This window comes from Achromobacter arsenitoxydans SY8 (assembly GCF_000236785.1).
Taxonomy (GTDB): Bacteria; Pseudomonadota; Gammaproteobacteria; order Burkholderiales; family Burkholderiaceae_B; genus Achromobacter; species Achromobacter arsenitoxydans.
This window is the reverse complement of the sequence record NZ_AGUF01000059.1, coordinates 13,337-25,434: the sequence shown is the minus strand read 5'-3', so window position 1 is coordinate 25,434 and position 12,098 is coordinate 13,337. Positions and strand designations below refer to the sequence as shown.

Annotated in this window: 13 protein-coding genes; all 13 read left to right on the top strand. The window is 71.1% G+C overall.

All coding sequences use genetic code 11. The annotated features are described in order from the left end of the window. Positions 1–126 precede the first annotated feature (126 nt). Genes KYC_RS29935 through KYC_RS19135 form a run of 13 tightly spaced genes read left to right on the top strand, consistent with a single transcriptional unit; the run spans position 127 to position 12,094 of the window. Positions 127–2,409, top strand: a complete 2,283-nt coding sequence (locus KYC_RS29935; RefSeq protein ID WP_008165425.1) for a phage tail sheath subtilisin-like domain-containing protein — start codon at positions 127–129, stop codon at positions 2,407–2,409. Beyond that, entirely contained in the window at positions 2,406–2,999 is a 594-nt protein-coding gene (locus KYC_RS19190; protein WP_238531960.1) for a phage tail protein, read from the top strand. Before KYC_RS29935 ends, KYC_RS19190 begins: the two co-directional genes overlap by 4 nt. A 12-nt stretch (positions 3,000–3,011) precedes the next feature. Continuing rightward, positions 3,012–3,734: a hypothetical protein gene (locus KYC_RS19185; protein ID WP_008165421.1), complete on the top strand. Its 723-nt coding sequence runs from the start codon at positions 3,012–3,014 to the stop codon at positions 3,732–3,734. Beyond that, complete coding sequence (locus KYC_RS19180) at positions 3,731–4,525, top strand: hypothetical protein (RefSeq protein ID WP_008165419.1); 795 nt, start codon at positions 3,731–3,733, stop codon at positions 4,523–4,525. Before KYC_RS19185 ends, KYC_RS19180 begins: the two co-directional genes overlap by 4 nt. Next, the gene (locus KYC_RS19175; RefSeq protein WP_008165417.1) at positions 4,522–5,814 is read left to right on the top strand and encodes a Pvc16 family protein; all 1,293 of its coding nucleotides are present in this window, start codon (positions 4,522–4,524) and stop codon (positions 5,812–5,814) included. Before KYC_RS19180 ends, KYC_RS19175 begins: the two co-directional genes overlap by 4 nt. After that, positions 5,811–7,754, top strand: a complete 1,944-nt coding sequence (locus tag KYC_RS19170; protein WP_008165414.1) for an ATP-binding protein — start codon at positions 5,811–5,813, stop codon at positions 7,752–7,754. Before KYC_RS19175 ends, KYC_RS19170 begins: the two co-directional genes overlap by 4 nt. Next, positions 7,751–8,008, top strand: coding sequence for a hypothetical protein (locus KYC_RS19165; protein ID WP_139026531.1), 258 nt, complete (start codon positions 7,751–7,753; stop codon positions 8,006–8,008). The genes KYC_RS19170 and KYC_RS19165 overlap by 4 nt, the downstream gene beginning before the upstream one ends. Before the next feature lie 26 nt (positions 8,009–8,034). Next, positions 8,035–9,201, top strand: coding sequence for an eCIS core domain-containing protein (locus tag KYC_RS19160; RefSeq protein WP_008165410.1), 1,167 nt, complete (start codon positions 8,035–8,037; stop codon positions 9,199–9,201). 15 nt (positions 9,202–9,216) lie between these two features. Further along, positions 9,217–9,486, top strand: a complete 270-nt coding sequence (locus tag KYC_RS19155; protein WP_043518922.1) for a hypothetical protein — start codon at positions 9,217–9,219, stop codon at positions 9,484–9,486. Continuing rightward, a complete protein-coding gene (locus KYC_RS19150; RefSeq protein WP_008165406.1) occupies positions 9,483–10,136 on the top strand; it encodes a hypothetical protein in 654 nt (217 codons plus the stop codon). Before KYC_RS19155 ends, KYC_RS19150 begins: the two co-directional genes overlap by 4 nt. Further along, positions 10,133–10,462, top strand: a complete 330-nt coding sequence (locus tag KYC_RS19145; protein ID WP_008165404.1) for a hypothetical protein — start codon at positions 10,133–10,135, stop codon at positions 10,460–10,462. The genes KYC_RS19150 and KYC_RS19145 overlap by 4 nt, the downstream gene beginning before the upstream one ends. After that, positions 10,455–11,582, top strand: a complete 1,128-nt coding sequence (locus KYC_RS19140) for a hypothetical protein (protein ID WP_043518920.1) — start codon at positions 10,455–10,457, stop codon at positions 11,580–11,582. Before KYC_RS19145 ends, KYC_RS19140 begins: the two co-directional genes overlap by 8 nt. Then, complete coding sequence (locus KYC_RS19135; protein WP_008165400.1) at positions 11,579–12,094, top strand: phage baseplate assembly protein V; 516 nt, start codon at positions 11,579–11,581, stop codon at positions 12,092–12,094. The genes KYC_RS19140 and KYC_RS19135 overlap by 4 nt, the downstream gene beginning before the upstream one ends. Positions 12,095–12,098: the final 4 nt, after the last annotated feature.

Genomic DNA, 12,098 nt, shown 5'->3' with positions numbered 1-12,098 from the left:
ACACGACGCGCAGCCTCGCGCGAATCGCCAGCCCCGCCTGCCTGTTTCCGGCGGCGCGCCGGCGTCTTCCAAGCATCTCCTACGGCAAGAACACTTCATCCAAGAAGTCGTGTGAAGGAGTAGCTCATGGCCCTTACCCTGACCCATCCCGGGGTGTACATCCAGGAAATTCCCAGCGGCGTGCGCACCATCGCCGGCGTCTCGACGTCGGTGGCGGCGTTCCTGGGAGCGGCCCCTCGCGGCCCCGTCAACAAGGCGGTCCGGATCTTCAGCTTTTCAGACTACGAGCGCGCGTTCGGCGGGCTCGCCGACGACTCCGAACTCGGCTACGCAGTGCGCCAGTTCTTCATGAACGGCGGCACGGACGCCTGGGTCGTGCGGGTGGTCAAGGAAGCCTCGCCCGCGCAGCGCACGCTGCGCAGCGCGACGGCGGTGGACGTGCTGGCGATCACGGCGCTGGACCCGGGCCTGTCCGGGAACAGCATCCAGGTCCGCGTCGACTACGCGACCGCCGTGCCGTCCAGCACCTTCAACATCCAGTTCATTCGCGGCAGCGACGGGCGGGCGGAAAGCTACGCCAACGTGTCGATGAATTCGCGGGACGCTCGCTACCTGCTGGACCTGGTGCGCGGCGCCTCCCAGCTGGTCAAGCTGGAACGGCCGCTGTCCCAGGGCGCGCTGGACGCGCTGCCCGCCGGCACCAGCGTCAGCGGCGTGCTGGGCGACGTGCAGACCCTGCTGGACGCGACCCACACCGATTTCCGCGTAGCGGTAAGCGGGCTGGAACCTGTGGGCGTCAGCATCGCGCTGCCCGGCGACATCTCGGGCGGCACGCCGACGCAGCGCCTGACATCGCTGTGCGCGGCAATCCAGGCCAAGGTGCGGGCGCAGGCGCTGGGCCGGCCGGCGCTGGCCAATTTCACGGCGGCGCGCAGCGGCAGCACCATCGTGCTGACCTCCGGCGCCGGCGGCGAGAACGCCAGCGTGCGCGTGCTGCCTGGCGCGCGCAACAATGCGGCGGGCGTGCTGATGCTGGGTTCGCTGGCGGGCGGCGTGGAAACCGACGGCGCGGCCATCATCCGCCCCGCGCCCACGCCCGACGCCGCCACGCTGACCAGCGACGCCTTCGGCGCAACCGACCTGGACGCGCTGCCCGATGCGACGCACACCAGCCTGCGCATCACGCTCGACGGCCAGGGCCCGGACCTGGTCAGTGTGGGCGATGCGGCCGCCGCGGGCGGCTCGCCCGCCGCCAAGCTGGAGGACGTGGCCGCGCGCCTGCAAGCGGCCGTGCGCGCGCTGCGCCCCGGCACGCCGGCGTTTCGCGACTTCACCGCCCGTGCGCAAGGCAGCACGCTGGTGCTGGCCAGCGGTTCGCGCGGGCTGGGTTCCACCATTGCGGTGGCGGCGGCCCCGGCCAATGACCTGGCCGGTTCGCTGCACCTGCTGGCCGGCGCCGTGGCCTCGCCCCCGCCGGTCGATGCCCTGCTGGAAGGCGGCACGGAAACGGCCTACGGCCCGGACGACATCTACGCGGCGTTTATCGGCAGCCGCGCGCTGCGCCAGGGCCTGTACGCGCTGGAAGACGCCGACATCTTCAACCTGCTGTGCCTGCCCGCCATCACCCACAGCGGCGTGCTGGCCGACGCCGTGTCCTACTGCGAGGAACGGCGCGCCTTCATGATCGTCGACGCGCCGCCCACAGCGGCCGACCCCGCCTCGATGGTCGCCGTGGCCACCGGCGCCGCGCTGCCCAAGTCCGACCATGCCGCGGTGTACTACCCCTGGACCTACGTGTCCGACCCGCTCAAGAACGGCAAACCGCGCCTGGCGCCGCCCTGCGGCACCGTGGCGGGCCTGTATGCGCGCACCGACGGCAATCGCGGCGTCTGGAAGGCCCCGGCCGGCACCGACGCCAACCTGACGGGCGTCGTCTCGCTGGCCGCCACGCTCACCGATGGCGAGAACGGCAGCCTGAATCCGCTAGGCGTCAATTGCCTGCGCACGTTCCCGGTCTATGGCGCCGTAAGCTGGGGCGCGCGGACGCTGCGAGGCGCCGACCAGCTCACGTCGGAATACAAGTACGTGCCCGTGCGCCGCCTGGCCCTCTACCTGGAGGAATCGCTCTACCGCGGCACGCAGTGGGTGGTGTTCGAGCCCAACGACGAGCCGCTCTGGGCGCAGATACGGCTGAACATCGGCGCGTTCATGAACACCCTGTTCCGGCAGGGCGCGTTCCAGGGCAGTTCGCCGCGCGAGGCCTACCTGGTCAAGTGCGACCGCGAAACCACCACGCAGGACGACATCAATCGCGGCGTCGTCAACATCCTGGTGGGCTTCGCGCCGCTCAAGCCCGCCGAGTTCGTCGTCATCAGCATCCAGCAACTGGCCGGCCAGATTCAGGCTTGAGCCCGGCGACCGTTCCGGGCCGCATCGGCCCGGGACTCGCCGACCACGGTTACCAGGAGATCGCCATGGCGCAGTTCACCGTCAACCCGCAACGCTTCGATCCGTACAAGAACTTCAAATTCCGCGTGAAATGGGATGGCCGCTACGTAGCCGGCGTGAGCAAGGTGTCCGCGCTCAAGCGCAGCACGGAAGTGGTCGAGCATCGCGAAGGCGGCGATCCGTCCAGCGGCCGCAAATCGCCCGGCCGCAGCAAGTACGAGGCCGTCACGCTGGAGCGCGGCGTCACGCACGACCGCGAATTCGAGCAGTGGGCCAACAAGGTGTGGAATTTCGGGTCGGGCCTGGGCAGCGAGGTGTCGCTGAAGGACTTCCGCAAAGACATCATCATCGAGGTCTACAACGAGGCGGGCCAACTGGTGCTGGCCTACAAGGTGTTCCGCTGCTGGGTGTCGGAGTACCAGGCCGTGCCCGACCTGGACGCCAACGCCAACGCAGTCGCGATCCAGAACATCAAGCTCGAGAACGAAGGCTGGGAGCGCGACTACGAAGTCGCCGAGCCTTCCGAGCCCAGCTTCGTCGAGCCGGCCTGATGGAGCGCTTCGATGGACGCCCTGATCGAATCGCAGATTCTCGCGCTGTGGGAAGCGGGCCGTGACCGCCATCCGATAGACCGCGGCCTGCAGGCGCTGGCCATGGCGATGCCTGGCGCGGCCTTGCAGGAACTCGCGGCGCGGCCCGTGGGATGGCGCACGCTGGCGCTGCTGCGCCTGCGCCGCGACACCTTCGGCCAGCGGCTGGCCGCGTGCGCGGATTGTCCCGCCTGCGGCTCGGCCATGGAATTCGATGTCGACCTTGCGGCGCTGCTGGACGCGGTGTCCGAACCTCCCGACGATTCCGTGTTCGAGGCGCATGGCGCGTCCTGGCGCCTGCCCAGCAGCCGCGACCAGGCGCTGGCGGCGCATGCCGCCGATGGCGCCGAAGCCCTGATCATCCTGCTGCGCGCCTGCCGCCAAGGCGGCGCGGACGACACCGCCTTGCCGCAGGGCGCGGCGCTGGACGATATCGAAGCGCGCATGGAAGCGCTGGACCCCGCCGCGAACATCGAGCTGTCGCTGAGCTGCGTAGACTGCGCGCACGAATGGGCGCTGGCCCTGGACGCGGACGCCTGCCTGTGGGAGGACATCACGGCCTGCGCCCGCGCCCTGCTGCTGGACGTGCATCGCCTGGCCCGCGCCTACGGCTGGACCGAAGGGCAGGTGCTGGCGCTGGGGCCGGGCAGACGCGCCGCCTACCTGGACCTGGCGGACAGGGAGCCCGCGCCATGAGCGGATTCCTGCGCCAGCTTGCCGACCGCAGCCTGGGCCTGGCGCCGCGCATGCGCAGCGCCGCCGCGCTGTCGCCGGTGCGCGCGCGGGACGGCTTCGCGGTGGTAGACACTGGGCAGGACGCCAGTCCCGCCGTTGTTGCGCAGCGTGCCAGCGTGCATGCCCCGGCGCCGCCAGCGGGCCTGGAAACGCTGGACCGGTGGGCGCGCTTGCAGCCCAGCCTGGCGCCGCAAGCACAAACGACAGCGTTGCGCGCGCGCGGCCCGGGACGCGATGCGCCCATGGCGGCCGATGCGCCTCTGGCCCGAGCGACGGCGCCCCGCCCCGCGTCCCGGCAGGTTTTCCCAGAGCCATCCACCGAAAGCGCTGATCCGCGGCCCCGCACGTTCATGCCGCGCGCCGATGCGCCGGATTCGCAGGCGCGCAAAGCGGGTCCGCCCACGGGCGGCGTGCAAGCCGCCCTGCGCGCGCTTCAAGCCCAAGGCGTCGGCGAGCCGGTTTCCACCAGACCGGACGCTGCGCCCGCCCTGGCGGATCGCAGCGAACTCGCGGAAGACGCCGCGCCCGCAGCGAGCGTCGTGTCCATGCCCGTCCGCGCGCGCACGCCCGAACGGGACGCGCCCGTCTCCCGGCCCGCCCCGGCCCGCCAGGCAACGCCCGACATACACATCACCATCGACCGCCTCGAAGTCGCTCCGCCCGCGCCCGCGCCGCGCGCCGCGTCCCCCGCGCGCACCGCGGCGCTATCGCTGCGCGCCTATCTTGCCGCCAGGCGGACGGGGCTGCCATGAGCAACGCACTGGCCATCGCGGCGGTCACTGCCGTGCTCAAGGATCTGCTGGATTCGGGCATGATCGACCACGCCGTGACGGATGCGCTGGGCGCCGGGGTCAAGGTGTCGGCGCTGGCGCCGGATGCCGTCTCGCTCGACAACCAGGAAGATCCGCAGCTCAACCTTTTCCTGCATCAGGTCACGCACAATGCCGCCTGGCGCAACGCGGGCCTGCCGTCGCGCAGCGCGGAAGGCGACCGAATCTCCAACCCGCCTCTGGCGCTGGACCTGCACTATCTGCTGACCGCCTATGGCCGCGCCGAACTGCAGGCCGAGGTGCTGCTGGGCTATGCGCTGCAGCTGCTGCACGAATCGTCCATGCTGCCGCGCGAAGCCGTGCGCCGCGCGCTGGACCCGGACGTAGTCGACGGGGCCATCCTGCCCACGGTCTACCAGAGCCTGCGCAGCGCGGACCTGGCCAGCCAGATCGAGCTGCTGAAGGTCACGCCGTCGGCACTGGGCGCCGAAGAGATGTCCCGCCTGTGGTCCGCGCTGAAGGCCAACTATCGTCCGACCGCGGCGTTCCAGGTGTCGGTGGTGCTGATCGAATCGCGGCGGCCAGCCCGCGGCGCGCTGCCGGTGCTGACGCGCGGCGAAGCGATACCCGGCAGTCCGCGCGACCGCGGCGTGCTGGTGTTCCCCGGGCTGACGCCGCCGCTGCCCACCCTGCTGTCCGTGCAGCCGGCGGGCAAGCAGCCGGTGGCGGTGGCCGGCGGGGCCGTCACCCTGCTGGGCCATCACCTGGACGGTCTGGCGCGCCAGGTGACGCTGCGCCACTCGGCGCTGCAGGCGGAGCGCAGCGTGCCCGCCGATGCGGGCACGGATACGTCGCTGCGCTTCACCATGCCCGCGGATCTGCCCGTGGGCGTCTACCGCGTGCATGCTGCCGTGCAGGCGGCCGATACCGGGCGCCAGCGCGACAGCAACCAACTGGCCCTGGTGCTTGCGCCCGACCTCGTGCTGCCGCCCGCCTCCGCCACGCGCGCTGCGGCTGCGGTGCGCATTGAACTGGGCGTGTCCCCGCCGCTGCTGGCGGGGCAATCCGCCAGCCTGCTGCTGGGCGACCGCGAGCTGCCGGCCGAACCCTACACGGCGCCCGCCAGCCAGCTCGCCTTCATCTGGCGCGACGCGCCGGCGGCCGGCACAACGTTTCTTGCGCGGCTGCGCGTGGACGGCATCGAGAGCCCGCTCGTCGACCGCGAGGCGGTCCCGGTCCGCTACCTGAACCGTCTGATCGAGCTGCCATGAACGCGCGCGCGCCCCTGCCCTGGACCGACGCCAACCAGCAACTGCTGGCCGCGGAGTTCGCGCGGCTGCGCGCGCGCCTGGAAAAGCCCGGCGAACCGCCGCCGCGCCAGGATGCGCAACAGCTCGCGCAGGCCCGCGCGGCGCTGGACGGAGACGGCGCCGCGGACCAGCTGAGCGCGGCGTTCGGCCTGTCCGCCTTCGAGCGCGACCTGCTGCTGTTGTGCGCGGGCGTGGAAATGGACGCTGGCCTTGCAGACCTGTGCGCGCAGGCGCAGGGGCGCGGCGGCGGCTTGCGCCACGCCAGCTTCTCGCTGGCGCTGGGCGCGCTGGACGGCGCGCACTGGAGCGCGCTGTCGCCGCAGCGCCCGCTGCGCCGCTGGCGGCTGCTGGACGTGGACGACACGGCCGACCTCAGCACCGCCCGGCTGCGCATCGAGGAACGTGTCCTGCACTTTCTTGCCGGACTGAACGAACTGGATGTGCGCTTGCGCCCCCTGTTGCGGCCGACGCAGCAATTGGCGCATGCCGCGCCCGCGCACACGGCTGCCGCGCAGCGCATCGCCGACTGGATCGCCGCCGAAGACGGCGGGCCCCTGCCCGTGTACGTGCTGGAAGGCGACGATCCCGGCGCACAGGAAGACGTGGCCGCGCGCGCCGCCCGCGCAGCCGGGCTGTCCTGCCTGACGATGCAGGCCGAAGACATCCCCACGGCTGCTGCCGAACGCGATGCGCTGCTGACGCTGTGGCAGCGCGACGCCGTGCTGCTGGGCGCGGCCCTGCACATCGAGGCCGCCGACGCACTGCCGCCCGCGGCGCGCCAATTCGCGGAGCAGGCAGGCGGCCTGTGCTTTCTAGCCGTGCGCGAACCGGTCAGCCTGCGCGCGCCGTCGCGCCATTGCGCCGTCTCCCGCCCGCAGGAGGCCGACCGCCTGGCCCTCTGGCGGCAGGCGCTCGGACCCGAAGCCGCCGCGCACGCCGGCGCCGGGCTGGAACAGGCCGCCAGCCAGTTCGGGCTGGACTCGCGCAGCCTGCAGCTCACGGCGGCCGCGCTCGCGCCTCAGTTGCAGGATTCAGCGGCCGATTCCGCCGCCTTGCTGTGGCAAGCCTGCGCGCAGGCCAGCCGCCGCCGGCTGGATGGCCTGGCCCAGCGCCTGGCCCCCGCGGCCCGCTGGGACGACCTGGTGCTGCCCGAACCGCAGTTGTCGGTGCTGCGCCAGATCGCCGCCCATCTGCGCCAGCGCTACCGGGTTCACCAGGACTGGGGGTTCGCAGCGGCGCAATCGCGCGGGCTGGGGCTGGCCACGCTATTCACCGGCGAAAGCGGCACGGGCAAGACCATGGCCGCGGAAGCGCTGGCGCGTGAAACCGGGCTGGACCTGTACCGCATCGACCTGTCGGCGGTCATCAGCAAGTACATCGGCGAAACCGAGAAGAACCTGCGCCGCCTGTTCGAGGCCGCCGAGGACGGCGGCGCGATCCTGCTGTTCGACGAAGCCGACGCGCTCTTCGGCAAGCGCTCCGAAGTCAAGGACAGCCATGACCGCTACGCCAACATCGAAATCAGCTACCTGCTGCAGCGCATGGAGTCCTACCGCGGCCTGGCGGTGCTGACCACGAACCTGAAGTCGAACCTGGACGGCGCCTTTCTGCGGCGCCTGCGCTTTGTCGTGCAGTTTCCCTTTCCCGACCTGGAGCAGCGCGCCCGCATCTGGGGCGGCGTGTTCCCGGCCGCCACGCCGACCCGCGGCCTGGACCCGCGCCAACTGGCGCGCCTGAACCTGACGGGCGGCAGCATCCGCAACGTCGCGCTGAACGCGGCCTTCCTGGCCGCCGACGCCGGCACCGAAGTCACCATGGCGCACGTGCTGCAAGCCGCACACGCCGAAGCCGCCAAGCGCGAACGGCCGTTGGCCGACGCCGAAACCAGGGGATGGCCATGAAGCCCGCAATACACCTGCATATCCGTGCGCTCAGCCTGCCGAGCCATGACGCGGCCCAGCGCAATGCCTTCTTCGCCGCCATGGTGCATGAACTGATCCGGCGCGCGTCCGAAAACAGCGGCGCCCCCGCCGACGCAAGCGCCGGCCGGGTGAGAGTGGTCGCCGACAACATGGCGCCGGGCGACGCCAGCGCCCGTGCGGCCGGTATCCGCGCCGCCCAGGCGGTGGCGAGCGCTGCGCGGAACAAGGCCTGAGCCTCGCGCCATCCAGGGATATCGACATGAGACCCCCCGCCCCGCTCTTCGCGCCCCAGCCCGATGCCTCGCCGCCGCGCTCGCGCCTGCTGCAGCGCCGCTGCGCCTGCGGCTGCGGCGGCAAATCGTCGTGTTCCGCCTCGCCGCTGACCGGGCGTGCGCGCCGCGGCAAACTGGCAGTCCCGGATCAGGTTGAAGAGGTCTTGCGCAGCACCGGAGAACCGCTGGCGCCCGCCGACCGCGCGGATTTCGAACACCGCTACGGCCATGACTTCGGCCGCGTCCGCATCCACGCGGACGCGCGGGCGGCGGCGTCGGCGCGCGCCCTGAGCGCGCAGGCCTATACCGTGGGTCCGCATGTGGCGTTCGGCGCCGGACGCTATGCGCCGGGCACGCGCCAGGGCCGCGCCCTGCTTGCGCACGAACTGGCGCACGTGGTGCAGCAAGAAGCGCGTTACCGCCCGGGACTGCCCCTGGAACTGGGCCCCGAGCATTCGCCGCAAGAGGCCGAAGCCGACCGCGCCGCGAATGCGCTTGCCCACCCCGCCGCCACGCGCGGCACGGCGTCGCAGACGGTGCAGCGCGCGGGCATGGGCGACCTGCGCGTGGCCGAGGCCGAGGCGCGCAAGTGCCCCGCCACGCACGCCATGCCCAACGATGTCTTCGACGCCGTCAACGAAGCGTGGTCCAAGTCCGGCCACGGCGAAGACACCGTCACCGAGCATGGCGGACGCATCGTGTCCGACAAGGACGGCAAGCGCGTCATCCGCACCGGTTCTGGCGGCGGCGGCAGCATCAGCCTGCCCGCGGAGAAGAAAGGCGACTACACGCTGGGCACGTTCCACACGCATCCCTACAGCAAATCCGAGAAGTCCAGGCTGGGCGTGAGCTTTTCCGGCGCCGACGTGGCCAACTTCGTGGCCGGCAACCAGGGCTGGGTGAAGTACGTCGGCGCAGGCAGCTGCAATTACGCCCTGAACATCCAGGACTACGAAGCCGTATACGACTGCCGCAAACGCAACGTCGACATCAAGACGCGCTGGAACGACGCGTTCGCGGCCGCGACGGGCACCTTCCAGGAAAAGGTCGAAACCGCCGTGCGCGCGTCCATCGACGGCTGCGGCATCTGCTATTACCGCGCCTGCCGTCCGGACGCGGCCAGCGCCGTCCCCAAGAGCATGAATCTGATCTAGACCCGAGGTGCCGCCATGGAAGACTGGGTAGGAAAGACCGTGGGAGAAGTGCTCGATCTGTGCCAGACGCGGTACGCGGACGTCGTCATGGTCGACGAGCCGCCGGGCAAGCTGCGCGCCGTGGAGCTGGAATGCGTGGCGCGGATGCCGGCATCGCGCTACGTGCTGGAATTCGACTACCGCCCCGAGCTGTTCAGCGCCGCGCGCCACTGGCCCGAATCGCTGGTGGGCGTGCAGAAGATCACCGCCGTGCGCAACGCCGCCGAACCGCAGGCCTACCCATGAGCGGCCCGCTTTCGCCCCGCCTGCTGCGCGGCGGCATCATCCTCATTGATCCGGCCAGCGGGGCCGTGCAGCGCGTGATCTCGCTGCAGTACAACCCCGAGACGCTGACCCGGTCGCTGCAGCCGCAGACGGTCGACGACGGCGGCGCTGCGGCCGAACCGCTGCGCCTGAAGGGGCCGCCGGCCGAGACGATCAAGCTGGACGCCGAGCTGGACGCCACCGACCAGCTCGAATTTCCCGACGACCATCCGCAGGCGCGCGACACGGGCATCCACGCTCAGCTCGCCGCGCTGGAGACGATCGTCTATCCGGACAGCGCCGCGCTCATCCGCAACAACCAGATCGCCAACCTGGGCACCCTGGAAATCGCGCCCACCGTGGCGCCGCTGAGCCTGTTCGTCTGGAGCCGGGAACGCGTGGTGCCCGTGCGCGTGACCGATTTCTCGATCACGGAAGAGGCCTTCGACGCCCGGCTCAATCCGATCCGCGCCAAGGTGTCGCTGGGCCTGCGGGTGCTGCACGTGGGCGACCTGGGATTCGGCGACAAGGGCGGCCATCTCTACCTGGTGTATCAACAGCGCAAGGAGCGGCTGGCCGCCATGGCCGGCCTGGGCGACCTGGGCGCTGTCGGTCTGGAGTCCCTGCCATGAGCGTCCAGCGTTTTCCCGCCAACAGCCGCTATCACGATGTGCCCACGGCAGAAATGCCTGGCCCCGACGGCCGGCCGCTGGTCTACCTGCGCCGCCGCTTCCTGCCCGACCCCGCCGCGCTGACGCCGGTGGGGGAACTGAGCGTGGCGCCGGGCGACCGCCTGGACCGGCTGGCCGCCGCGGCGCTGGGCGATCCGCTGCAGTTCTGGCGCCTGGCCGACGGCAACGACGCGCCGCGCCCGGCGGCGCTGGAACAACCCGGCCGCAGCCTGCGCGTAACGCTGCCCGCCGCGCTGGGTGCGGCCATGGGGGCCGGCGATGCTTAATGGCGTGCACCTGACGCTGCTGGTCGGCCCGGGCCTGCCCGTGCCTGCGCCGCGGCCGCTGATGGACGGGCTGGAAAGCGCCGAGGTGTCCTCGTCCGCCGACGGCCCCGGCGGCTTCCAGCTGACGTTCTCCATCAGCAACCGCTCGCCGCTGAACACGCTGCTGGTGATTGCGGGCGGCCAGGTGCCCTGGCTGCGCGTCATCCTGATCGCGACGCTGAACGGGCTGCCCACAGTGCTGATGGACGGCCTCGTCACACGCCAGGAACTGACCGACGGCAACGCGCCCGGCCAATCGCGCCTGACCGTCACGGGCGAAGATCTGACGGTCGCGATGGACAAGCAGGACATGAGCGGCCTGCCCTATCCCGCCATGCCGCCGCCCGCCCGCGTGGCCGCCATCGTGGGGCGCTACGCGCTGTACGGGATGCTGCCGCTGATCGTGCCGTCGCCGTTCACCGATGTGCCCATTCCGGTCGAACGCATCCCCGTTCACGAAGGCACCGACCTGGCTTACGTGCGCCAGCTGGCGGCCGAGGTCGGCCATGTGTTCTATATCGAGCCCGGCCCGATGCCCGGCGCCAATGTGGCCTACTGGGGCCCCGAGATCCGCCTGGGGCCGGTGCAGCCCGCCCTGAACCTGGGCATGGACGTGCACAGCAACGTCGATTCCCTGTCGTTTTCGGTCAACCAGTCTGACGCGTCCCTGCCCGTCATCTTCATCCAGAACCCGCTGACCAAATTCCCGATTCCCCTGCCCGTGCCGGACATCAGCCTGACCAGCCCGCCGCTGGGTCTTTTGCCGCCGATGAGCAAGGGGCTGACCCTGCTGAAGGAAACCGCGAAGCTGTCGCCGGCCGCCGCCCTGGGCCGCGGCCTCGCGATGGCCGCGGGCACGACCGCGGATGCGGTCACCGCCGACGGCTCGCTCAATGTGCTGCGCTACGGCCACGTGCTCAAGTCGCGCCAGCTGGTGGGCGTGCGCGGCGCGGGCCTGGCTTTCGATGGCCTGTATTACGTCAAGCGCGTGGACAGCACGCTCAAGGCCGGCGAATTCCGGCAGCAATTCTCGCTGGCCCGCAACGGCCTGATCTCGACCTTGCCCCTGGTGCCCCCATGACAGAACCGCAACGCCACTACGGCAAATTCCGCGGCGTGGTGATCAGCAACATAGATCCCATGCAGATGGGCCGCCTGCAGGTGCAGGTGCCCGACGTGCTGGGCCTGGGCGTCTCAAGCTGGGCCATGCCCTGCGTGCCCTTCGCGGGCCAGCAAAGCGGCGCCTTCGTGCTGCCGCAGATTGGCGCGGGCGTGTGGGTCGAGTTCGAACAGGGCAAGCCCGACTACCCCATCTGGGTCGGCGGCTTCTGGGGCTCGGCGGCCGAGGTTCCCGCGCTGGCGCTGGCGGGCCTGCCGGTGTCGCCCAGCATCGTGCTGCAGACCGGCGGCCAGAACACCCTGATGATTTCCGACCTGCCCGGCCCCACGGGCGGCATCCTGCTCAAAACCAAGACAGGCGCGATGATTTCGATCAGCGACATCGGCATCACCCTGTCCAATGGCCAGGGCGCCACCGTGATGCTGGCCGGCCCTGTCGTCAACATCAACCAGGGCGCCCTGACGGTGACCTGAGGAG

Excerpts from the sequence above, each read along its gene's own strand:
- KYC_RS19145 (WP_008165404.1), top strand. The coding sequence starts at position 10,133 with ATGAGCGTCCAGCGTTTTCCCGCCAACAGCCGCTATCACGATGTGCCC.
- KYC_RS19185 (WP_008165421.1), top strand. The coding sequence starts at position 3,012 with ATGGACGCCCTGATCGAATCGCAGATTCTCGCGCTGTGGGAAGCGGGC.
- KYC_RS29935 (WP_008165425.1), top strand. The coding sequence starts at position 127 with ATGGCCCTTACCCTGACCCATCCCGGGGTGTACATCCAGGAAATTCCC.
- KYC_RS19140 (WP_043518920.1), top strand. The coding sequence starts at position 10,455 with ATGCTTAATGGCGTGCACCTGACGCTGCTGGTCGGCCCGGGCCTGCCC.
- KYC_RS19135 (WP_008165400.1), top strand. The coding sequence starts at position 11,579 with ATGACAGAACCGCAACGCCACTACGGCAAATTCCGCGGCGTGGTGATC.
- KYC_RS19170 (WP_008165414.1), top strand. The coding sequence starts at position 5,811 with ATGAACGCGCGCGCGCCCCTGCCCTGGACCGACGCCAACCAGCAACTG.
- KYC_RS19160 (WP_008165410.1), top strand. The coding sequence starts at position 8,035 with ATGAGACCCCCCGCCCCGCTCTTCGCGCCCCAGCCCGATGCCTCGCCG.
- KYC_RS19180 (WP_008165419.1), top strand. The coding sequence starts at position 3,731 with ATGAGCGGATTCCTGCGCCAGCTTGCCGACCGCAGCCTGGGCCTGGCG.
- KYC_RS19175 (WP_008165417.1), top strand. The coding sequence starts at position 4,522 with ATGAGCAACGCACTGGCCATCGCGGCGGTCACTGCCGTGCTCAAGGAT.
- KYC_RS19150 (WP_008165406.1), top strand. The coding sequence starts at position 9,483 with ATGAGCGGCCCGCTTTCGCCCCGCCTGCTGCGCGGCGGCATCATCCTC.
- KYC_RS19165 (WP_139026531.1), top strand. The coding sequence starts at position 7,751 with ATGAAGCCCGCAATACACCTGCATATCCGTGCGCTCAGCCTGCCGAGC.
- KYC_RS19155 (WP_043518922.1), top strand. The coding sequence starts at position 9,217 with ATGGAAGACTGGGTAGGAAAGACCGTGGGAGAAGTGCTCGATCTGTGC.